Annotated in this window: 20 protein-coding genes; 5 read left to right on the top strand and 15 right to left on the bottom strand. The window is 66.3% G+C overall.

Going from position 1 to position 20,423, the window contains the following annotated elements; translation table 11 throughout:
- Window positions 1-2 precede the first annotated feature (2 nt).
- Both HUX88_RS13065 and HUX88_RS13060 read left to right on the top strand, forming a co-directional pair.
- On the top strand, window positions 3-671 hold the full coding sequence (locus HUX88_RS13065; RefSeq protein WP_176362055.1) for an SDR family oxidoreductase: 669 nt from the start codon (window positions 3-5) through the stop codon (window positions 669-671).
- A gap of 24 nt (window positions 672-695) precedes the next feature.
- Window positions 696-1,823 (top strand): acyl-CoA dehydrogenase family protein, encoded by a 1,128-nt coding sequence (locus HUX88_RS13060; RefSeq protein ID WP_176362054.1) that lies wholly within the window; start codon window positions 696-698, stop codon window positions 1,821-1,823.
- A 129-nt stretch (window positions 1,824-1,952) separates the two neighbouring features.
- On the opposite strand, the gene HUX88_RS13055 is transcribed toward HUX88_RS13060, so the two are convergent.
- From HUX88_RS13055 to HUX88_RS13025, 7 genes are all read right to left on the bottom strand, one after another.
- Window positions 1,953-2,528, bottom strand: a complete 576-nt coding sequence (locus tag HUX88_RS13055; RefSeq protein ID WP_176362053.1) for a flavin reductase family protein — start codon at window positions 2,526-2,528, stop codon at window positions 1,953-1,955.
- Window positions 2,528-3,232, bottom strand: a complete 705-nt coding sequence (gene arsH, locus HUX88_RS13050; protein WP_117012229.1) for an arsenical resistance protein ArsH — start codon at window positions 3,230-3,232, stop codon at window positions 2,528-2,530. The genes HUX88_RS13055 and arsH overlap by 1 nt, the downstream gene beginning before the upstream one ends.
- Window positions 3,233-3,241: 9 nt before the next feature.
- Window positions 3,242-4,522: an arsenic transporter gene (locus HUX88_RS13045; protein ID WP_117012230.1), complete on the bottom strand. Its 1,281-nt coding sequence runs from the start codon at window positions 4,520-4,522 to the stop codon at window positions 3,242-3,244.
- A complete protein-coding gene (locus tag HUX88_RS13040; protein ID WP_176362052.1) occupies window positions 4,522-4,995 on the bottom strand; it encodes an arsenate reductase ArsC in 474 nt (157 codons plus the stop codon). Before HUX88_RS13040 ends, HUX88_RS13045 begins: the two co-directional genes overlap by 1 nt.
- Entirely contained in the window at window positions 4,992-5,306 is a 315-nt protein-coding gene (locus HUX88_RS13035; protein WP_117012232.1) for a helix-turn-helix transcriptional regulator, read from the bottom strand. The genes HUX88_RS13040 and HUX88_RS13035 overlap by 4 nt, the downstream gene beginning before the upstream one ends.
- A gap of 373 nt (window positions 5,307-5,679) precedes the next feature.
- Window positions 5,680-6,597, bottom strand: coding sequence for a YihY/virulence factor BrkB family protein (locus tag HUX88_RS13030; protein ID WP_176362051.1), 918 nt, complete (start codon window positions 6,595-6,597; stop codon window positions 5,680-5,682).
- Window positions 6,598-6,617: 20 nt separating this feature from the next.
- Window positions 6,618-8,327 (bottom strand): ABC transporter substrate-binding protein, encoded by a 1,710-nt coding sequence (locus tag HUX88_RS13025; protein WP_229219329.1) that lies wholly within the window; start codon window positions 8,325-8,327, stop codon window positions 6,618-6,620.
- Window positions 8,328-8,435: 108 nt separating this feature from the next.
- On the opposite strand from HUX88_RS13025, the gene HUX88_RS13020 reads away from it, so the two are divergent.
- Entirely contained in the window at window positions 8,436-9,674 is a 1,239-nt protein-coding gene (locus tag HUX88_RS13020) for a nucleoside recognition domain-containing protein (RefSeq protein WP_117012235.1), read from the top strand.
- Window positions 9,675-9,685: 11 nt separating this feature from the next.
- Complete coding sequence (gene dacB / locus HUX88_RS13015) at window positions 9,686-11,278, top strand: D-alanyl-D-alanine carboxypeptidase/D-alanyl-D-alanine-endopeptidase (protein WP_176362049.1); 1,593 nt, start codon at window positions 9,686-9,688, stop codon at window positions 11,276-11,278.
- Here dacB and HUX88_RS13010 read toward each other — a convergent pair.
- Window positions 11,245-12,144, bottom strand: a complete 900-nt coding sequence (locus HUX88_RS13010) for a LysR family transcriptional regulator (protein ID WP_176362048.1) — start codon at window positions 12,142-12,144, stop codon at window positions 11,245-11,247. The two genes, dacB and HUX88_RS13010, sit on opposite strands and share 34 nt — an antisense overlap.
- Window positions 12,145-12,250: 106 nt before the next feature.
- Here HUX88_RS13010 and HUX88_RS13005 point away from each other — a divergent pair, with 106 nt between their 5' ends.
- Window positions 12,251-13,228, top strand: coding sequence for an aldo/keto reductase (locus HUX88_RS13005; protein ID WP_176362047.1), 978 nt, complete (start codon window positions 12,251-12,253; stop codon window positions 13,226-13,228).
- Window positions 13,229-13,250: 22 nt separating this feature from the next.
- On the opposite strand, the gene HUX88_RS13000 is transcribed toward HUX88_RS13005, so the two are convergent.
- The 7 genes from HUX88_RS13000 to HUX88_RS12970 all read right to left on the bottom strand — a co-directional run bounded on the left by HUX88_RS13000 (window position 13,251) and on the right by HUX88_RS12970 (window position 20,387).
- Window positions 13,251-13,862 (bottom strand): M15 family metallopeptidase, encoded by a 612-nt coding sequence (locus HUX88_RS13000; protein WP_176362046.1) that lies wholly within the window; start codon window positions 13,860-13,862, stop codon window positions 13,251-13,253.
- Between the two features lie 17 nt (window positions 13,863-13,879).
- On the bottom strand, window positions 13,880-14,752 hold the full coding sequence (locus HUX88_RS12995; RefSeq protein ID WP_176362156.1) for an N-acetylmuramoyl-L-alanine amidase: 873 nt from the start codon (window positions 14,750-14,752) through the stop codon (window positions 13,880-13,882).
- Window positions 14,753-14,774: 22 nt separating this feature from the next.
- Window positions 14,775-15,674 carry an N-acetylglucosamine kinase gene (locus HUX88_RS12990; protein WP_176362045.1) on the bottom strand — a complete coding sequence of 300 codons (900 nt, stop codon included), beginning with the start codon at window positions 15,672-15,674 and terminating at the stop codon, window positions 14,775-14,777.
- An 18-nt stretch (window positions 15,675-15,692) separates the two neighbouring features.
- A complete protein-coding gene (locus HUX88_RS12985; RefSeq protein WP_176362044.1) occupies window positions 15,693-17,333 on the bottom strand; it encodes a glycoside hydrolase family 10 protein in 1,641 nt (546 codons plus the stop codon).
- A gap of 43 nt (window positions 17,334-17,376) precedes the next feature.
- Window positions 17,377-18,639: an MFS transporter gene (locus HUX88_RS12980; RefSeq protein WP_176362043.1), complete on the bottom strand. Its 1,263-nt coding sequence runs from the start codon at window positions 18,637-18,639 to the stop codon at window positions 17,377-17,379.
- A gap of 118 nt (window positions 18,640-18,757) precedes the next feature.
- The gene (gene murQ, locus HUX88_RS12975) at window positions 18,758-19,636 is read right to left on the bottom strand and encodes an N-acetylmuramic acid 6-phosphate etherase (protein ID WP_117012245.1); all 879 of its coding nucleotides are present in this window, start codon (window positions 19,634-19,636) and stop codon (window positions 18,758-18,760) included.
- A 10-nt stretch (window positions 19,637-19,646) separates the two neighbouring features.
- On the bottom strand, window positions 19,647-20,387 hold the full coding sequence (locus HUX88_RS12970) for a GntR family transcriptional regulator (protein ID WP_117012246.1): 741 nt from the start codon (window positions 20,385-20,387) through the stop codon (window positions 19,647-19,649).
- Window positions 20,388-20,423: the final 36 nt, after the last annotated feature.

Raw genomic sequence — 20,423 nt, 5'->3', positions numbered from 1 at the left:
GGATGGCGACGGCACTGATCATCGGCGCCTCGCGCGGCATCGGCCTGGAACTGGTGCGCCAGTACCTGGCCGACGGCTGGCGCGTGATCGCCACCGCGCGCAAGCCGGAGGACGTGGACGCGCTGGCCGAGCTGGGCGCCGAGGCGCACGGGCTGGACGTGACCAACGTCGAGGCCGTTGCAGGCCTGGGCTGGAAGCTGGACGGCGAGGAGCTCAACGTGGCCATCCTCAACGCCGGCGTGTACGGCCCGCGCCACGACGGCTTCCCGCTGCAGTCGGACTTCGACAATGTGATGCACACCAACGTGCTGGCGGCGATGCGGCTGCTGCCCATCGTCGCGCCGATGGTGTGCGCGGTGCGCGGCAAGCTGGCGGTGCTGTCGTCGAAGATGGGTTCGCTCAGCGAGCGCAGCAATCCGAGCGGCTCGCTGTACCGCGCCAGCAAGGCGGCGCTGAACTCGGTGCTGATCGATACCGCGCTGAGCTTCGGCAAGCAGGGTGCGACGTGCGTGGCCCTGCATCCGGGCTGGGTGCGCACGGACATGGGCGGCGGCGGGGCCGACCTCTCGGTGGAACAAAGCGCGGCAGGCATACGCGCGACGCTGGCGGCGCTACCCGCGTCCGACCGGGCGGAGTATCGCAACTACGATGGCACAAGCATCGGCTGGTGATTCAATAACGATAAACGAGACAACATGATACTGAGCGAAGAACACGAAATGATACGCGACGCCCTGCGCACTTTCTCGCAGGAGCGCCTGGCGCCCAACGCGGCCCGCTGGGACAAGGAACACCACTTCCCGAAAGAGGAGCTGAAGGAGCTGGCGGCGCTGGGCGCGTTCGGCGTCGCGGTGCCGGAGGCGCTGGGCGGCGCCGGCATGGATTACGTGTCGCTCGCGCTGGTATTGGAGGAGATCGCGGCCGGCGACGGCGGCACGTCCACCATCATCTCGGTCAACAACTGCCCGGTGTGCAGCATCGCCATGATGTACGCCAACGACAAGCAGAAGCAGCAGTGGCTGCGTCCACTGGCGCAGGGCGAGATGCTGGGCGCCTTCTGCCTGACCGAGCCGCACACCGGCAGCGACGCCGCCGCCCTGCGCACCACCGCCACCCGCGACGGCGACGAGTACGTGCTCAACGGCGTGAAGCAGTTCATCACCAGCGGCAAGTACGCGGACGTGGCGATCGTCATGGCGGTCACCGACAAGGCGGCCGGCAAGAAGGGCATCAGCGCGTTCTGGGTGCCGACCTCGGCGCCGGGCTACATCGTGGCGGGGCTGGAGCAGAAGATGGGCCAGCACTCGTCGGACACGGCGCAGATCCTGTTCGAGAACTGCCGCATTCCGGCGGAGAATCTGATCGGCGAGGAAGGCCAGGGCTACAAGATCGCGTTGTCCGGCCTGGAGGGCGGACGCATCGGCATCGCTTCGCAGGCGGTGGGCATGGCGCGCGCGGCGTATGAAGCGGCGCTGGCCTACGCGCGCGATCGCGAAAGCTTCGGCAAGCCGATCTTCGAGCACCAGGCGGTGCAGTTCCGCCTGTCGGACATGGCGACGCAGATCGAAGCGGCACGCCAGCTGATCCGCCATGCGGCCTCGATGAAGGACGCCGGCCTGCCGTGCCTGAAGGAAGCGGCGATGGCCAAGCTGTTCGCCTCGGAGATGGCGGAGAAGGTATGCTCCGACGCCATCCAGGTGCACGGCGGCTACGGCTACGTGTCCGACTTCCCGGTGGAACGCATCTACCGCGACGTGCGCGTCTGCCAGATCTACGAGGGCACCAGCGACATCCAGAAACTGCTGATCGCCCGCGCGCTGTAAGCCCACATTAGGGTTAAGCAATTTGGGGTCAAGTCTGACATTCGGACACGAGCTCTGCCGTAAGCGCACGTTTACGGCAGAGCTCGTGTCCGAATGTCAGACTTGACCCCAAGTTTATTGACCGCAAGTTTAGGTTTTGACTTTAGCGAGTTCGCCGATGGCGTAGAACGTGCCGCCGGCGATGTAGTGCAGGCTGCGCCATTCCGGGCCGGCCGATTCGAATTCCCAGTGGCCGTTGCGGAACACCCGGCTGTCTGCCCAGGCCGACACCACCTCGCCGATGAACAGGTCGTAGGTCTGCTGGTTGTGCGGCTCCGGCACCACCTTGCAGATCAGCCAGCCCGAGCAGCCCGCCACCAGCGGCGTCTCGTGGCCTTCCACATGGAACAGCTCGACGCCGCAGCGGGCCAGCTTGTCCGGCACATCGGCCAGGCTCATGCTGCCGACCGCGTGCGTCAGCTCGATCTGCGCCATGTTCGGCACCTGGAGCGCGAAATAGCCGCTCTGCTCGACCAGCCCGCGCGTGGCGGTCGACTTATCCAGCACCACCGTGATCTTCGGCGGCATGAAGTCCAGCGCACACGACCACGCGGCCGCCATCACGTCGGCAGTGCCTCCATGCGTGGCCGAGACCAGCACCGTCGGGCCGTGGTTCAGCAGGCGATACGCTTTTTCCAGTTCCACTGGCAGGATGTGCGGGTCCATCAAATCTTCCCAAGTTGTCGGTTGATCGCCTTGACCGAACGCTCGTTGCGCTCGCTGTAGCGGTCGGTCAGGTAGTCGGTCCTGCCGCGCAGCAGCAGGGTCATCTTGAACAGCTCTTCCATCACGTCCACCACGCGCTCGTAGTACGCGGAGGGACGCATGCGGCCGGCGTCGTCGAATTCCTTGTAGGCCATCGGCACCGACGACTGGTTGGGGATCGTGAACATACGCATCCAGCGTCCCAGCAACCGCAGCGTGTTGACCACGTTGAACGACTGCGATCCGCCGCACACCTGCATCACCGCCAGCGTGCGCCCCTGGCTCGGACGCAGCGCGCCTTGCTCCAGCGGGATCCAGTCGATCTGGTTCTTCATCACGGCGGTGATCGCGCCGTGCCGCTCCGGGCTGCACCACACCTGGCCCTCGGACCACAGCGACAAGGCGCGCAACTCCTGCACCTTCGGATGGTCTTCCGGCACGCTGCCCGCCATCGGCAACTCGGTCGGGTCGAAGATCTTCACCTCGGCGCCGAAGTGCTCCAGGATGCGCGCGGCTTCCTCCGTCAGAAAGCGGCTGAACGAGCGCTCGCGCAGCGAGCCATACAGCATCAGGATGCGCGGCGGATGGTCGAAGTCGCCGACCGGCGCCAGCTTGTCCAAGGTCGGCGTATCCAGCAGGGCTGGGTTGATGTTGGGCAGGTCCATTCAGACTCCTCAGTTAAGGCGCAGGGCCAGCGCCGCCAACGTCACCAGCAGCACCGGCAAGGTTAGGCAGATGCCGACGCGGAAGTAATAGCCCCACGAAATCTTGATGCCTTTGTTCTCCAGCACATGCAGCCACAGCAGCGTGGCCAGGCTGCCGATCGGCGTGATCTTCGGTCCCAGGTCGCTGCCGATCACGTTGGCGTAGACCATGGCCTCGCGCGCCGCGCCCTGCGCGGTGCTGGCGTCGATCGACAGCGCGCCGATCAGCACGGTCGGCAGGTTGTTCATGATCGACGACAGGATGGCCGTGATGACGCCGGTACCCATCGCCGCGCCCCACACGCCGTGCTGCGCGCAGGCGTTGAGCGCAGACGTCAGATAGTCGGTCAGCCCGGCGTTGCGCAGGCCGTACACCACCAGGTACATGCCCAGCGAGAAGACCACGATCTGCCACGGCGCGTTGCCGATCACCTCGCGCGTGGAGATGCGGTGCCCGCGCGCCGCCACCAGCAGCAGCATGGCCGCGCCGACGGCGGAGGTGGCGCTGATCGGCACGCCCAGGTCCTCCAGCCAGAAGAAGCCGATCAACAGCAGACCCAGCACCCACCAGCCGGTGACGAAGGTGGCGCGGTCGTGGATCGCGTCCTCGGGACGCTTGACCTGCGCCAGGTCGTAGTCGGCCGGGATGTCGCGGTGGAAGAACCACAGCAGCACCGCCAGCGTGGCGGCCACGGCGACAAAGTTCACCGGCACCATCACCGCCGCGTAGCGCGCGAAGCTGACGTTGAAGTAGTCGGCCGAGACGATGTTGACCAGGTTGGACACCACCAGCGGCAGGCTGGCCGTGTCGGCCACGAAGCCGGCCGCCATCACGAAGGCCAGCGTGGCCTTGCCGGAAAACTTCAGCTCGCGCAGCATGGCGATGACGATGGGCGTGAGGATCAGCGCCGCGCCGTCGTTGGCGAACAGCGCCGACACCGCCGCGCCCAGCAGCACGAACATCGCGAACAGCAGCTTGCCGCTGCCGCGTCCCCAGCGCGCCACGTGCAGCGCGGCCCATTCGAAGAAGCCGGCCTTGTCCAGCAACAGGCTGATGACGATGATGGCCACGAAAGTGCCGGTGGCGTTCCACACGATGTGCCACACCACGGGGATGTCGCCGACATGGATCACGCCGGCCAGCAGCGCCACGCAGGCGCCGGCCACCGCGCTCCAGCCTATGCCCAGGCCGCGCGGCTGCCAGATGACCAGGGTCAGCGTCGCCAGGAAGATCAGGGAGGCGGCCACCATCAGGACACGCTCAGGCCGCCGATGCGGTCCAGTTCCTGTTTGAGTTGATGCTTGTCCAGGCCCTGCGGCAAGGCCAGGAAGGCCTCGATGCGCGCGCGGATGATGCGGTAGGCGTGCTCGAACGCCGCCTCGATTTCCTCCTCGGTGCCGACCACATGGCTGGGATCGTCCACGCCCCAATGCGCGCGCAGCACCTGGCCCAGGTAGGCTGGGCAAGTCTCGCCGGCCGCGCTGCCGCAGACGGTGATGACGATGTCCGGCGTGACCGGCAAGTCGTTCCACGATTTGCTGTAGTAGCCCTCGGTGGAAATGCCCTTGCGCGCCAGCAGCGCCACCGCGCGCGGATGTAGCGCGCCCACAGGCTGGCTGCCGGCGCTGATGGCGCGCCAGCCCGTCGGCGCCAAATGGTTGAAGACGCCTTCGCTCAACACCGAGCGGCAGGAATTACCGGTACAAAGAAAAAGAACATTCATGGGGTGCAGTCATTGACGCCGCAGGGCAGGCCGCTGCAGCAGTTTTCGGTAAGAAAGCCGATCAGGCCGTTCATCGCCCCCACGTCGGCCGCGTAGATGATGAAGCGGCCATCCTGGCGCGAGCTGACCATGCCGGCATGGCTCAGCTCCTTCAGGTGGAAGGACAGCGACGACGGCGAGATAGCGAGCCGTTCCGCGATTTTACTGGCCGCCATGCCATCCGGCCCAGCCTGCACGAGCAGCCGGAACACGGCCAGGCGGCTTTCCTGGGCCAGCGACGACAGGGCCGCCAGAGCTTGTTTGGTATCCATGCGGCCGATGTTACCGTAAACGATTCGATATTTCAAATAATATCGAAACGAATCGACCATAAAAAAAAGCCCGCATCTCAGCGGGCTTTGTTCCAATGTATTACCAATGCTTTAATCGTATGCCGGAGTCCAGTGCTATCTGCAAAGTGACTCCAGAGTCTCGGACGCCCATGCTATCTGCGTGGTGCCTCCAACGTGTAAATCGACCATCGTATCCGGAATTACAACTCCAGGTTTCGCGTCAACTGCGGTTCGGTCTTACACATATCGAATCGCGGCGCTCCACTTGGATGTGGGACTGTTGTCCGGGATTCCTCCCTCACAACCTCAACCACGAACGTAGTGTAACACAGTTTTTTGTGCGACGCACAAATTATTTTACTTCTGTAGCTTGGGTGGTCATCGGCACCGCTTCGCCCGGCTGGCGGCGGCGGCCGACCCGCTCGAATTCGGAGATGACCTGGGCGCCGAACAGCAGCAAGGTGGCGCCGATCTCCAGGCTGAACATGACGACGATGGCGGTGGTCATCGAGCCGTACACCACGTTCACCTGCGACAAGGTTGAAAAATACCAAACCAGGATGTGGCGCGCCAGTTCCCACAGCAGCGCGGCCGTCACGCCGCCGATCAGCGCGTGCGACAGCGACAGCCGGCCCACCGGCATCACCAGGTAAATCGAGGTCAACACCAGCACCTCGCCGCCCAGGCCCAGCAGGTAAAGCAGCACGCCGGACACGCCGTGCAGCGACCAGCTGTAGCCGAGGAATTGCACGCTCTCCTCGCCCAGCACCTGCAGGCTGCCGGCCACCAGCGTCACCAGCAGCATGCCCACGCCCAGCGACAGGATGTAGCAGTAGGGCATGATCGCCGAGATCAGGAAATGCCGGCGCCGTATCTCGACCCGGTGCTTGAAGATCACGCACATGGCGTTTTCCAGCACGGTGAACGCCAGCGAGCTGAAGAAAATCATGCTGACCACCAGCACCCAGCCGATCAGGTCGCGGTGTTCCAGGAAATGGCCGACCTCGGTCACGATGGCCTTGGCCTGTCCCGGCACCAGCCAGTTCAGGTAGCGGCCCAGCGTGGCCAGCAGTTCATCCTGCGCGATCACATGCGACAGCGCGACCACCACCAGCATCACCAGCGGCACGATGGACAGCAGCGAGTAATAGGCGACCGCGCCCGCCAGCAGCAAGCCTTGATTGGCGCGGAAGCCTTTCACGCATTGCACCAGGAAAGCCATCGGGTGCGCGCTGACATGCAGCAGCGCCCTGCGGTTGAATAGTCTCATGCGGCCATTGTACGCATGACTCAGCGCGGCGTATGTGCGTCGACGTCCAGATAGCGCCAGTTGGTGAATTCGACCGGATGGCGCTGGTAGTTCTTCAGCCACGGCTGTTGCAGGTCGGCGGAAATCGGATGCGTCAGCAGCACCCACGGCGTGTAGGCGTGGATGAGCTGCGCCATCTCGTCGTACAGCGCGGTGCGCTGCGGCGAGTCGCCCATCGTGCGGCTCTGCTCGTAGCGCTGGTTGTAGGCGGGCAGGTTGAAGCGCGCATAGTTGGCGCGGCCGCTGTTGGGGCCGTACAGCAGCTGGTAGAAGTTCTCGCCGTCCGGGAAGTCGGCCACCCAGTTGGTCTCGAACATCATCACCGAGCCCAGGCGCGAGGCTTTGATGATCTCGGTTTTCTTGTCGCTCTTAAACGTGACTTTCAGGCCGATGGCGTTCAGGTTCTTGCGCCACAGCTCGTCGCGCAGGCGGCCCACGGTGGATGACTCGCTGTGCATCACCAGGGTCAACGGCTTGCCGTCGGGCTGGGTGCGGAAACCGTCGGCGCCCTTGCGGTAGCCGTAGCGCTCCAGCAGCGCGTTGGCCAGCGCGGGATCGTAGGCGACCGGGCTGCGGTAGGCGGGATCGTAGCCCAGCACGTTCGGCGGCAGCGGCGTGGCGGCCGGCAGCGCCAGGCCCTTCTTCATCAGCGCCACGTCCTCGCCGCTGTTGTAGCCCAGCGCGATGGCGCGCCGCAGGGCCAGCTTCTCCTTGCTGTAGCCGCCGATCAGCGGGTCGTCCATGTTCATCCACATGTAGTAAGTTTGCAGCACGGGGAAGGGCGACAGCACCATGCCCTGTTTGGCCAGCGCCGGCTTCAGGGTCGGCTTGGCGTCGGCGGTCAGCACCATGTCCTTCATCGATTCCGGCAGCTGTTCGAGGAAATCGAATTCGCCGTTCAGGAAGCCCAGCACGCGGGACTGGTATTCCTCGACGATCTTGATGTCGACCTGGTCCAGCAGCGGCAGGCGGCGGCCCTGGAACATCGTCGGGCGGAAGTCGCGGTTGGCCAGCAGCGTGATCTGGTCGCTGTGCTTCCATCGGCCCATCAGGAAGGGACCGGTGCCGATTGGATGGTTGCCGGCCTGCGCGCCGTAGGCCTCCATCACCTCGCGCGCGACCACGCCGGTGGAGGGCGTGGCCAGGTAAAACAGGAAGTTGGGATCGGCCGTGTTGAGCTTGATGCGCAAGGTGAACTTGTCGACCGCTTGCAGGCCGGCGATGTCGCTGTCGTAGCTGAATTTGGTCTTGAGCGCCTCGTCGCCGGCGATCTTGCCCTCCAACAGGAACAGCCATGGCGACTTCAGCGTGGGGTCGTACAGGCGCTTGAGGCTGTAGACGTAATCCTGCGCCGTCACTTGCCGGTGCTCGCCCTTGAACGCCGGGTCGGGCGTGAAGTAGATGTCCTGGCGCAGATGGAAGGTGTAGCTCAGGCCGTTGTCCTCGACGGTCGGCATGGCGCTCAGCGTGTTGGGCTGCAGCTTGATGGGGCGGGCCAGGTAGTCGTAGCGCAGCAGCGGGTCGAACAGGTTCTCCAGCAAGCTGAGGCTGGCGATGTCGGACGCCACCGCCGGATCAAGTCCGGTCTCGCCGGTGCTCAGGAAGGCGTGCAGGACTTTCGGCGCGGCGGCATCGGCGCCGCCGGCCGATAACACCAGCGCCAGCAAGACTGCGGCATAACTTTTGGTCATCAGGTCCATTCCACCTCGCATACGTAAAGCGGCAGCTTATAACTTTTTTGGCGGGCTTACCCGCTATACTTTGCGGATCGCCCACTGCTTTCAGGAAAAATACTCGATATGTCGCTCAATTACATCTGGTCCGGCTTCTTCCTGGTCGGCTTTGTGGCAGCGCTGGCGCAGTTCCTCCTGACGGGCGACACCGAGATTTTCAAACGCATCATCGACGGCACCTTCGACTCCGCCAGGGCCTGCGTGATGGACATCGCGCTGCCGCTGGCCGGCGTGATGACGCTGTGGCTGGGCATCATGAACATCGGCGAAAAGGCCGGCGCCATCGACCTGCTGGCGCGGCTGATCGCGCCGTTCTTCTCGCGCATCTTCCCCGGCGTGCCGAAGAACCATCCGGCCACCGGCCACATGGTGATGAACTTCTCGGCCAACCTGCTGGGCCTGGACAACGCGGCCACGCCGTTCGGCCTGAAGGCCATGGAAAGCCTGCAAACCCTCAACCCCAGCAAGGACGAGCCGACCGACGCGCAGATCATGTTCCTGGTGCTGCACACCTCGGGCCTGACGCTGATCCCGCTGGCGATCATGGCGCAGCGCTCGATCCTGGGCGCGGCCGATCCTTCGGACATCTTCATCCCCTGCATGATCGCGACCTACGTGGCGACCGTGACCGGCATCATCACCGTCGCCATCCGCCAGCGCATCAACCTGTTCAACGGCGTGGTGCTGAGCTGGCTGGGCGGGACGGCGGCCGCCATCGCCGGCATGGTCTGGACCTTCACGCACTACATGACCAAGACCGAGATCGAAACGTTCTCCAAAGTCTTCAGCAACCTGGTGCTGATGGTGGTGATCGCCGGCTTCATCATCGGCGCGCTGCGGCGCAAGGTCAACGTCTACGAGGCCTTCATCGAAGGCGCCAAGGGCGGCATCCAGACTTCGATCACCGTGATTCCCTACCTGGTCGGCATGCTGGTGGCCATCAGCGTGATCCGCAACGCCGGGGTGTTCGCCTACGTGGTGGACGGTTTCAACTGGGTGTTCGTCCAGCTCGGCATCAACACCGATTTCGTACCCGCGCTGCCGACCGCGCTGATGAAGCCGCTCAGCGGCAGCGCCGCCAAGGCCATGATGATCGACACCATGCGTACCTACGGCGTGGACTCGTTCGTCGGCCGCCTGGCCTGCGTGTTCAACGGCTCGGCCGACACCACCTTCTACATCGTCGCGCTGTACTTCGGCTCGGTGGGCATACGCAAGACGCGCTACGCGATCTCCTGCGGCCTGATCGCCGATTTGGCCGGCGTCATCGCCGCGATTTTTGTCGCTTACGTTTTCTTCCATTGAATCGGATAACCATGTTCCGTCGCCTCATCCTCGCCGCGCTGATCGCCGCCGGCACCGCCCACGCCGCCGACCTGCCGGAGTCCATCAGCGCGCTGCTGCAGGCCGCGAATATTCCGCCGGTGGCCGCCGGCATCGTCGTCATGCGCGGAGACACCACGCTGGTCTCGCACAACGCCCAGCAGAGCATGCAGCCGGCGTCCACCATGAAGCTGTTCACCACGATGACGGCGCTGGAGCAACTGGGGCCGGCCTTCCGCGCCCGCACCGAGTTCCGCACCAGCGCCGAGCTGGTCAACGGCGTGCTGCAGGGCGACCTGATCCTGCGCGGCGGCGGCGATGTCGACCTGAACGAGGACGTGCTGCTGCACATGCTGCAAGCGCTGCGCAACCAAGGCATCCGCAAGATCAAGGGCGACGTGATCCTGGACCGGCAGCTGTTCCAGCCGGCGCGCCCGGACATGGGCCAGCCGCCGTTCGACGAGTATCCATGGGCCTACTACAACGTGATTCCCGACGCGCTGCTGACCAACACCAATCTGCTGAAAGTGGAAATGCGCTCGACCGGCAACAAGCTGGGCCTGGTGATGATGCCGGAAATGGAAAAGGTCGGCATCCGTTCTGACATGAAGCTCAGCGACGGGCCGTGCGGATCGTGGGAGGCCGGCTGGCGTTCGCCGGACGTGACGCGCAGCGGCGACAAGATCGAGGTGGTGCTGCATGGCAGCTTCCCGAAGAACTGCATCAAGTCGACCAGCGTCGACGTGATGGACCACCACGACTACCTGGAGCGCCTGCTGCGCGCCACCTGGCGCAAGCTGGGCGGCAGCATCAGCGGCGAGGTGCGCGAGGCCGACGCGTCAGCCGCGACCACGGCTACGGCCACGCCGGCCGCCACCGTGGCCGCCTCGCCCGCCGCCAGCCCGGACTCAGACGCCAGCCCTGCCGCGAACGCCGACACTCCGTCCGCGCCGGCCACCCGCCTGCTGGCCGAGCACGTCTCCCGCCCGCTGCCAGAAATGCTACGCGACATCAACAAATTCTCGGACAACACCCTGGCCCGCACGGTGTTCCTGATGCTGGGCAGCCTGCAAGCCGACCCCGTGCTGGGCAGCCGCCCGATTCCCCCCGACGGCGGCGCCGCCAGCACGCCGATGCGCGCCGAAACCGCGATCCGCGCCTGGCTGCAAAGCCAGCGCATCGACGCCAACGGACTGGTGTTCGACAACGGCTCCGGCCTGTCGCGCACCGAGCGCGCCACGCCGGCGCAACTGGCCGGCGTGCTGCAAGCTGGCCTGAAGAGCCTGTGGATGCCGGAGTTCCTGTCCAGCCTGCCGATCGCCGCCACCGACGGCACCATGCGCAAGCGCCTCAAGGACAGCCCGGCCGCGCTGCGCGCCCGCGTCAAGACCGGCAGCCTGAAAAGCGTGATCGCCATCGCCGGCTACGTCACCGACGCCAACAACCAGCCCTGCATCGTGGTCGCCATCCTGAACGACGAGCACGTCGCCAACGGCGCCGGCCGCACCGTGCTCGATGGCGTGATCGACTGGGTGGCCCGCAGCGGCGCCAGCTACATCCCCGGCAACCCTTCCTCCACCAGATAGTCGATGAACGCCCGCACCTTCAACGCCAGGTGGGGGCCGGGCATGTAGACCGCGTGCACGGTGCCGGCGTACGGCTGGTCGAAGCTCCACTCCGGCAGCACCCGCCGCACCCGCCCCTGCGCCAGCGCCGGACGCGCCGTGAAATCCGGCACCAGGCCGATGCCGCCGCCCGCCTCCACCACCGACAGCAAGGCCCCGCTGTTGTTGATCGTCAGCCGCGACGGCACGCGGATGCTGGCCGTCTCGCCGCCGCGCCGCATGCTCCAGGCGTCGCCGAAGCGCGCGTAGCCCAGATAACTGCACTGGTGCGCCGGCAGCTCGTGCGGCGATTGCGGCTCGCCATGAGCGTCCAGGTACTGCTGCGACGCCACCAGCACATAGCTCACCGGCCCCAGCGTGCGCGCCGCCAGTCCCGGCGCCAGTTCGGTGGCGATGCGGATCGCCAGGTCCATGCCCTCCTCGATCAGGTCGATCTTGCGGTCCACCAGCTGGAGTTCGACATCGACCTCGGGATAGCGCGCCAGGAAGCCCGGCAGCCTGGGCGCCAGCCACACCTGGCCCAGCACGATGGGCGCGCTGACGCGGATGGTGCCGTTCGGCCGCGCGCTGTAGCTGCCGGCCAGCGCATGCACCTCGCGCGCCGTGCTGACCATGCGCGCGCAGGCCGCGTGTACCTGCTGCCCCAGCTCGGTCAGCGACAGCGAGCGGGTTGTCCGTTGCAGCAGGCGTCCGCCCATGTGCCCCTCCAGCCGCGAGACGTGGCGGCTGACCGCCGACGTGGTCAGCTCCAGCTGCCGCGCCGCCGCCGAGAATCCGCCGCTGTCGACCACCTGTGCAAAGATGGCCATCTCCTTCAACATTTCCATTGCCCCACCTTTGCAGCTGCATCAACAATGCTTTGCATTGTATGTGGATTGTGTATTTTTTGTGCGATCGCCATACTGAAAGCACCACATCACGCAGGGAGTCACCATGAAACAACGCACTTTAGGCAGCCAGGGCCTGACGGTATCGGCGCAGGGTCTGGGCTGCATGGGCATGAGCAATACCTACGGGCCGGCCGACCAGACCGAGGCGGTCGCCACGCTGCATCGCGCGATCGAACTGGGCATCAACTTCTTCGACACGGCCGAGCAATACGGCCCCTACGACAACGAGGCGCTGCTGGGCCGCGCCTTCGCCGGCCGGCGCAGCGAGGTGATCCTGTCCACCAAGTTCGGCTTCGACATCCGCGACGGTAAGACGGTCGGCGTGACCAGCGATCCGGCCCATATCCGCGAGAAGGTGGAGGGCTCGCTGCGCCGGCTGAACACCGACCACATCGACCTGCTGTACCAGCACCGCATCGATCCGCTGGTGCCGATCGAGGAGGTGGTGGGCGTCATGGCCGAGCTGGTCCGCGAGGGCAAGGTGCGCTACCTGGGCCTGTCCGAGGCGGGCGTGGCCAACATCCGCCGCGCCCATGCGGTGCACCCGATCAGCGTGCTGCAAAGCGAGTATTCGCTGTGGGAGCGCAACCTGGAGGCCGACGTGCTGCCGGCGCTGCGCGAGCTGGGCATCGGGCTGGTGGCGTTCAGTCCGCTGGGACGGGGCTTCCTGGCCGGCACCGCCAAGCGCGCGGAAGAATATCCGCCCAGCGATTTCCGCCATCTGGACCCGCGCCTGCAGGGCGAGAACTTCGACCGCAACATGGAGGCGGCCGCCATCGTGCGCGAGCTGGCCGATCATCGCCTGGTCACGCCGGGGCAGATCGCGCTGGCCTGGGCCATGCAAAAGGGCGACGACATCGTCACCATCCCCGGCACGCGCCGGCGCACTTTCCTGGAGCAGAACGTGGCGGCGGCGGAGATCACGCTGGATGCGACCGAGATGGCGGTGCTGGATAACGCGCTCAAGCAGGTGTCCGGCCCGCGCTACAGCAAGGAGCGCATGGCGATGGTGGATCGTTGATGCCTACCGTGCGGGGTAAAAGCTACAGCACGCGGATGTAGTCGCGTCGCACCAGCTGGCGGTCGCCGCAATCGAAGTGCCACCATTCGCTGTTGATGCCGACCCAGCCGGCCTGGAACATGGCGTCGCGCAGCAGGCGGCGGTTGGCGATCTGCTGCGCGCTCAGCTCGCCGCGCGCCAGCAATGCCGCCTCCAGCGCCGGATGCGAGCGTTCCGATAAATCATCGAAGCCGGTGCCCATGTCCAGCTCGCGGCCCTGCGCGTCCAGCAGGGTCAGGTCCAGCGCCATGCCGAAGGAGTGGATCGAGCCGCGCGCCGGATCGGCGATGTAGCCCAGCAGCTCGGTGCCCTGCAGCGCCAGCCACAGCTGCTCCTGCACCCGCTGCGGACGCAGCGCGTCCAGCACCAGCACCTTGCAGTCGGGCCGGCGCTCGGCCAGCCACGCCACCACCCGCTCCAGCGCGGCCGCCGCATCGTTGTGCAGCCAGGCGCAATCGAGCGGCGAGTACAGGTCGCGGCCGACGAAATTGTCCGGCGTGGCGTAGCGCAGGTCGACGGCGATGCCGGCGATGCTGTCGAGGCGCCGGAACTCGGGGTGGCCGGCGATTTCTTCACAGGTGATGGTGAATGCCATGCGGCGCTCCCAACGGATTATTCGGTCGGCAACGTGCCCGGCGCCGGTTGCGGCGGCGGCATCACGGTCGGTGGCACCGCCATCTGCACAGGCAGCGGGCTGGTCAGCACATCGAGGATGGCCGCCGTCTCCGCATCCGGCTCGCCGTCGTACAGCGACTGCCGATACTTGGACTGGAACACCACCATCACGTTGCGGGTAGCCTGGTCCAGCTCGCCCGTCTGCGGCACCGCGTAGCCATGCTGAGCCAGCTTGCGCTGGAACCACGCCACATCCGGCACCTGTTGCTGGAACAATTGCAAGCGCGCGGCCACGCGGCTCGGCTCCGGCCACGCGACCAGGCCGGCGTCGGCCAGCTGCTTCCACGGGAACATCGGGCCGGGGTCCTGCTTGCGCTGCGGCGCGATGTCGCTATGGCCGAGGATGTTCTCCGGCTTGATGTCGTGGCGCGCGACGATCTGCTTCAGCAGCAAAATCAGCTGGTCGATCTGCGCCTGCTTGAACGGCGCGTACACGCGGCCCTGCGGCGTGTCCACGAAGCCGGGGTTGACGATCTCGATGCCGATCGACGCCGAATTGAGCTGGTTGTAGATCTTCCAGCTGCTCAGGCCGGCATGGTTGGCCTGGCGCGATTCGTCCACCAGCGTGTAGAAGAAGGGCTGGTCGGTGTCGGTCAGCAGGTAGTGGGCGCTGACTTCCTGCTGGGTCAGGATCTTGATCGAGCGCGGCAGGTCGCTGACCGTGTAGTGCAGGATGATGTACTTGATGCGGTCGCTCTGGCTGCGCGCCGTCAGCGTGGTGTCGAGGCGCGGCCCGGGAGGCGGCACGGTGGCGCAGCCGGCCAGCAGGGCGACGGCGGTGGACAGGGCGGCAAGCGGCAGGAGCTTCATCATTAGCGGTCTCGGCAACGTTTCAATTCCGTGAGTGTAGTGCAATGCGGGCCGCCGCGTGGTGCGCCTGTGTTTCTTTTTGCCGCAGCGGCAGTTCCGGCGGTAGCGCCGCCCGCATCGCCTGCGCGATCAGCGGGTGCAGCGTGGCGGCCCGGCCGCTCAGCACCAGGGGGCGCGGTCCGTAGCGGCCCACCAGCGCCAGCCCGATGCGCGCCAGCTCGCGGCCGGCCTGTTCGAGAATGGCGCGCGCCACCGGATCGGCATCCGCGCTGGCGGCCACGGCCAGGGCCAGCCGGCCGATGGCGCCCCGGTCCTGGCCGTAGATGAACTGGCGCGACAAGGCCCAATCGCTGCCGCCGACCTGCTCGAACACCGCGCGCGCCATCGGCGATTGTTGCCAGGCGCCGGGCTGCTCGTCCTCCAGCCGCCAGATGTGGCGCATCGCTTCGCGCGCGATCCAGAAGCCACCGCCGCCGTCGTCCAGCGTCACGCCGCGTCCGCCGGCGCGGTGGAACGTGCCGTCCCCGGCGATCCAGGCCGCGATGGAGCCGGTGCCGGCGTAGACCAGGTAGCCTTCGCCGGGCGCGAAACTGTCGAGGTAGGCGATTTCCACATCGTTGCGCAGCGCGACCGACGGCGGCGCCACTTGCAGCAGCTCGGCCAGCCATTGCGCGGGCAGCGTGGCCAGGCCGTCGAAGCCGGTCAGGCCGGCGCACACGGCTTGCGGCTTGCCCACCGCCAGCACCTGCGCCGCCAGCAGCGAGAAAATGCCGCGCACCGCGTCGCGGCCGGCGGTGCTGCCCATCTGCGTGGCGGACAGGCCGGCCACCGCGCCCTCGGCCACGATCGCGCCCGCCGCGTCGGCCAGCGCCCAGCGGGTCTGCGTGCCGCCCGCGTCAATGCCCAGTCCCAGCTCGCCCATGTCGCGCTCCCGTGATGGTCAGCGCATGACACTGACGCGTTCGCTTTCATTGCCCAGGCGGTCGATCGCGCTGACCACCACCGCCTGCGCCGCGCCCGCCGCAGCGTCGTCCGGCAGCAGCAGCACGGGACGCGAGGCCGGCGCCACCGCGAAGCGCCATTCCGAACCGTAGCGCGACCAGATCGCGTAGTGCGCCACCGGCTGGCCGGCGCCGGCCGACAGTTTCAGTCCAACGCCATTGCCCTCGCGCCGCACCGCGACGGCCGGCGCCAACGGCAGTTCCGCGCCCAGCCACGGACTGGCCGGGGCCAGCGCGGCGGTCTGGTAGGTCTGCGCGCGCAGCTGGTCGGCGATGCCCTTGCGGTTCTCCATCAGCGCGGCGATGCTGAAGTGCAGGTGGCCCTGCACGCCGGCGCGGCTGCGCGTGACGCCGATCTGCTTGACGATCTCCTCCGGCGCGAAGGCCTTGGCGCTGTTGTCGATGCGGCTGGTGTACAGGCCCGGCCAGACGTGGCGCGCGCGCGTGTTCTGTACCAGCCAGTAGTCGAGCAACACGTCGAACGCCTGCGGCGCCTGCGCCACCGGCCAGTACAGCTGCGGCGCCAGGTAGTCGAGCCAGCCGTTGGCCAGCCACAGCTCGGCGTCCGCGTACAGCTTGTCGTACTGGCTGAAGCCGACGATGCCGGCCGGGCGCCGGTCCGGGCGGCCGATGCCGAAGGGACTGATGCCGAAACGCACCCAGCTCTTTTCCTTGTGGATGCCGAGGTAGAGCGCCTCGATCAGCGAGTTGACGTTCTGGCGGCGCCAGCCGGCGCGGTCCAGCGTGCCGCCGCCCAACAGGTAGCGCTGCCACGACGGCTGGTCCGGGAACTCCAGCTCCTGCTTCGGGCTGGCGCCGGCGTCCAGCACCACGCCGTCCGCCCCGGCCGTGTCGATCGGGTAGGGATAGAAATAATCGTCGATGTGGACGCCGTCGATGTCGTAGCGGCGCACCACGTCCAGCACCACGTCCAGCGTGTGCTGCGAGGCGGCGGCCTCGCCCGGATCCATCCACAGGTAGCGGCCGTAGGACTTGACCACCTCCGGATTGGTGCTGCCGATGTGGTTGCGCGCCAGCGGCGACTTGGCCGTCGCGTGGCGCGCGCGGTAGGGGTTGAACCAGGCGTGCAGCTCCAGTCCGCGCGCGTGCGCCTGTTCGATCCAGAATTGCAGCGGATCCCAGGCGGTGGCGGGTGCGCGACCCTGCTGGCCGGTCAGGAACTCGGACCACGGCTCCAGCTCGGACGGGTAGATCGCGTCCGCGCTTGGCCGCACCTGCAGCACGATGGCGTTCAGGTGCAGCGCCTGCGCGCGGTCGAGGATGGCGAGGGCCTCGGCCTGCTGCTTGGCCATGGTCAGATTATTGCGGCTGGGCCAATCGATGTTGGCCACGGTCGACACCCAGGCGGCGCGGAACTCGCGCGGCGCCGGCGGCGGCATGTTCAGGTCGACCGGCGCCGGGGGCGCGGTGTTGCCGGGCGCCGGTGGACGCGGCGCGGAGCCGGCCTCCGGGGCGGGTGCTATCGGTGTGCTGGAACAACCGTCCAGCAACACGGCCAGGGCGCCGGCCACGCCGGCAGACAGCGTCAGCCGCTTCTTTGCATTAAAAACCAAAACCATTCCCCGAATCTGTTGAGCACCCGTATTGTAATGCGCTTGCCGTTTATTTCCTGCCGAATTCGGGATCGATCCGCACCAGCGCCGTCATCGCGAACGCGGGCAGGGTCGAAATGCAGGCCCAGATGAAGAAATGTTGATAACCCAGGTGCTGCTGTATCCAGCCGCTGACCATCCCCGGCAACATCATGCCGAGGGCCATGAAACCGGTGCAGATGGCGTAATGCGCGGTCTTGTGCTCGCCGTCCGCCACCAGCACCATGTACAGCAGGAAGGCCGAGAAGCCGAAGCCGTAGCCGAACTGTTCCACCGCCAGGCAGGCGGAGATCAGCGTGGTGTCGGTGGGCAGCGCGGTGGCCAGGTAGACGAACACCAGGTCCGGCACGTGCATGATGAACACCATCGGCAACAAGCTGCGCTTGAGGCCGAAGCGGGAGATGACCACGCCGCCGGCCAGCCCGCCCAGCACCAGCGCGCACACGCCGACGGTGCCGTAGACCACGCCGAAGGTCTCGGTGCTCAGGCCCAGGCCGCCTTGCGCGCGCGGATCGAGCAGGAAGGGCGCCGCCATCTTCAGCAACTGCGCCTCGCCGAGGCGGTACAGCAGCAGGAAGCCCAGCGTGGCCTTGATGCCCGGCTTCTGGAAGAAGCTGTGGAAGGTGCGCAGGAAATCCTGCCACAGCGCGCCGCCGGCCGCGTGGCTGCGGTCGGTATCGGGGCGGGGCAGGATCAGTTGGTGATACGAACCCAGGGCCAGCATCAGGGCCGCCATCAGGCCGAACACAATGGACCAGGCCCAGGCGGGATCGCCGCTGGACGTGGCCAGCCTGCCGGCCAGGTAGACCAGGCCGCCTTGTCCGGAGATCATCGCCAGCTTGTAGAACGCGCTGCGCACGCCGACGAAGGCGGCCTGCTGGTGCTGGGTCGGCAGGCCGAGCATGTAGTAGCCGTCGGAGGCGATATCGTGGGTGGCCGAGCTGAAGGCCATCAGCCACAGCACGGCCAGGCTGACGCGGAAGAAATCGGGCAGGTGCAAGGTCAGCGCCACCGAAGCGAGCGCCGCGCCGGTCAGCAGTTGCAGCAGGACGATCCAGCGCCGCTTGGTGCCGAACAGCTCGACGATGGGCGACCACAGCGGCTTGATCACCCACGGCAGATACAGCCACGCGGTATAAAACGCCAGGTCGGTATTGGACACGCCGAGGTTCTTGTACATCACGGTCGACAGCATCATCACCGCGACGTAAGGCACAGCCTGGCTGAAGGAAATACTGGGCACCCAGGCCCAGGCATTGCGTTGTTGCTTCATACCGCCTTTCAACTTGGGGTCAAGTCTGACATTCGGACACGAGCTCTGCCGTAGACGCGCGGCTACGGCAGAGCTCGTGTCCGAATGTCAGACTTGACCCCACTTATTTTGACCCCACTTATTTGATGGCCTTGCGGACATTGCCGTCCGAGGCGTCGAGCAGGTTTTGCGCGTCTTCGATGGAGGTGTTTTTCAGCAGCGCGACGATGGCGACCTTGACGTGGAAATGGCACCGCTCCAGCACGCCCCGCGCGATGGCGGCGTCGACGCCGGTGGCGTGCATGGTCAGCCGCACCGCGCGCTCGACCAGCTTGACGTTGGTGGCGTGCATGTCGACCATCAGGTTGCCGTAGACTTTGTTCAGCCGCACCATCAACGCGCTCGACAAGGTGTTCAACACGACCTTCTGCGCCGTGCCCGCCTTCAGCCGCGTGCTGCCGGAGATTACTTCCGGCCCGGTGTCGATGGTGATGCCGATGTCCGCGCCGGCCGTCAGCGGCGTGCCGGGGTTGTTGGCGATGCCCACCGTCAGCGCGCCCACCGTGCGTGCCGCCTGCAACGCGCCCAGCACATACGGCGTGGTGCCCGACGCCGCCACCAGCAACACCACGTCGTTATACACCGGATACAGCAGCCTCAAGTCGGAGGCGCCCTTGGCGCGGTCGTCCTCGGCCCCTTCGACCGCCTCGAACATCGCGCCCAGGCCGCCGGCCAACAGGGCGACAGCGCGCTCATGCGGCCAGGAGAAAGTGGGGAACAGCTCCACGCTGTCGAGGATGCCCAGCCGCCCCGACGTGCCGGCGCCGACATAGATCAAGCGCCCGCCGGCGGCGATGCGCGGCGCCATCGCGTGCACGGCGGCGCCGATGCTGGGTTCGGCTGCCTGCACCGCGCGCAGCGCCTGCGTCTGGTCGTCGACCAGCGCCGCCACCAATGCCTCAACCGAATATTGGTCCAGCTGCGCGTGCTGTGTACTCGGCGTTTCGGTTTTTAGCATAGGTTTTATGTTACGTGGCGCGACGCATCTCCGCGACGAAATCATAGTGATCGCTGTGGCAATAAGAATGCGTCAGCTCCATCGCCTCGCCCGATTCCAGATAAGCAATACGGGTAATGTACAGCACCGCCTGCCCCTCGGGAACACCCAGTTGCTTGGCCAGCTCGGCCGAAGCGTTCATCGCGCGGATGTGCTGCAGCGCGCGCGCCGGCGCCTGGCCGATGCTCTCCAGATACTGGTACAGCGAGGCGCCCACAGCGTTCGGATCGTTGAGCACGGTCTGCGGCAGCACCGACACTTCGTACGCCATCACCACGTCGTCGGCCAGGCGCAGGCGCTCCAGCCGCGCCACCTTGGAATACGGCGACAGGCCCAGGCTCAGCTGTTCTTCCGGCGTCGGCGTCACCACCGCGCGCTTGAGCCAGCGCGAGCCGGGAATGTGGCCGCGCTGCTGCAACTGCTCGGAAAAACTGGTCAGGTTGGACAGCGGCTGCTCGATGCGCGGCGCAATATAGTTGCCCGATCCGCGGCGACGCACCACCAGTCCCTGGTCCACCAGCTGGTCGATGGCCTTGCGCGCGGTCACCCGCGACACATTCAGCAACTCCGACAAGGTCCGCTCCGACGGCAGCGCCTGGTCCACCTGATAGCGGCCGTTGTGCACATCATCGCTCAATTTGCGGGCTATCTGCATGTACAGCGGCGTACTGTCGTTGGCGTCCGCCTTGAATTCAAAACTGCTCTGGCTCATTCATATCTCCTCACGCCTCTAGTGTAATAGCGTTAC

It is taken from the genome of Duganella sp. BJB1802, assembly GCF_013369445.1.
In the GTDB taxonomy this organism is placed as follows: domain Bacteria; phylum Pseudomonadota; class Gammaproteobacteria; order Burkholderiales; family Burkholderiaceae_D; genus Rugamonas; species Rugamonas vulcania_A.
Note: the sequence above shows the minus strand (reverse complement) of the source record. Positions and strands in the feature narration are given on the sequence as shown.

What these genes read in the sequence shown, in the direction of transcription:
- HUX88_RS12995 (WP_176362156.1), bottom strand. Translation starts at nt 14,752, where the DNA reads ATGAAGCTCCTGCCGCTTGCCGCCCTGTCCACCGCCGTCGCCCTGCTG.
- HUX88_RS12990 (WP_176362045.1), bottom strand. Translation starts at nt 15,674, where the DNA reads ATGGGCGAGCTGGGACTGGGCATTGACGCGGGCGGCACGCAGACCCGC.
- HUX88_RS13035 (WP_117012232.1), bottom strand. Translation starts at nt 5,306, where the DNA reads ATGGATACCAAACAAGCTCTGGCGGCCCTGTCGTCGCTGGCCCAGGAA.
- HUX88_RS13010 (WP_176362048.1), bottom strand. Translation starts at nt 12,144, where the DNA reads ATGGAAATGTTGAAGGAGATGGCCATCTTTGCACAGGTGGTCGACAGC.
- HUX88_RS12980 (WP_176362043.1), bottom strand. Translation starts at nt 18,639, where the DNA reads ATGAAGCAACAACGCAATGCCTGGGCCTGGGTGCCCAGTATTTCCTTC.
- HUX88_RS13000 (WP_176362046.1), bottom strand. Translation starts at nt 13,862, where the DNA reads ATGGCATTCACCATCACCTGTGAAGAAATCGCCGGCCACCCCGAGTTC.
- HUX88_RS13020 (WP_117012235.1), top strand. Translation starts at nt 8,436, where the DNA reads ATGTCGCTCAATTACATCTGGTCCGGCTTCTTCCTGGTCGGCTTTGTG.
- HUX88_RS13005 (WP_176362047.1), top strand. Translation starts at nt 12,251, where the DNA reads ATGAAACAACGCACTTTAGGCAGCCAGGGCCTGACGGTATCGGCGCAG.
- HUX88_RS12970 (WP_117012246.1), bottom strand. Translation starts at nt 20,387, where the DNA reads ATGAGCCAGAGCAGTTTTGAATTCAAGGCGGACGCCAACGACAGTACG.
- dacB (WP_176362049.1), top strand. Translation starts at nt 9,686, where the DNA reads ATGTTCCGTCGCCTCATCCTCGCCGCGCTGATCGCCGCCGGCACCGCC.
- HUX88_RS13045 (WP_117012230.1), bottom strand. Translation starts at nt 4,522, where the DNA reads ATGGTGGCCGCCTCCCTGATCTTCCTGGCGACGCTGACCCTGGTCATC.
- HUX88_RS13030 (WP_176362051.1), bottom strand. Translation starts at nt 6,597, where the DNA reads ATGAGACTATTCAACCGCAGGGCGCTGCTGCATGTCAGCGCGCACCCG.
- murQ (WP_117012245.1), bottom strand. Translation starts at nt 19,636, where the DNA reads ATGCTAAAAACCGAAACGCCGAGTACACAGCACGCGCAGCTGGACCAA.
- HUX88_RS13040 (WP_176362052.1), bottom strand. Translation starts at nt 4,995, where the DNA reads ATGAATGTTCTTTTTCTTTGTACCGGTAATTCCTGCCGCTCGGTGTTG.
- HUX88_RS13025 (WP_229219329.1), bottom strand. Translation starts at nt 8,327, where the DNA reads ATGACCAAAAGTTATGCCGCAGTCTTGCTGGCGCTGGTGTTATCGGCC.
- arsH (WP_117012229.1), bottom strand. Translation starts at nt 3,232, where the DNA reads ATGGACCTGCCCAACATCAACCCAGCCCTGCTGGATACGCCGACCTTG.
- HUX88_RS13065 (WP_176362055.1), top strand. Translation starts at nt 3, where the DNA reads ATGGCGACGGCACTGATCATCGGCGCCTCGCGCGGCATCGGCCTGGAA.
- HUX88_RS12985 (WP_176362044.1), bottom strand. Translation starts at nt 17,333, where the DNA reads ATGGTTTTGGTTTTTAATGCAAAGAAGCGGCTGACGCTGTCTGCCGGC.
- HUX88_RS13060 (WP_176362054.1), top strand. Translation starts at nt 696, where the DNA reads ATGATACTGAGCGAAGAACACGAAATGATACGCGACGCCCTGCGCACT.
- HUX88_RS13055 (WP_176362053.1), bottom strand. Translation starts at nt 2,528, where the DNA reads ATGGACCCGCACATCCTGCCAGTGGAACTGGAAAAAGCGTATCGCCTG.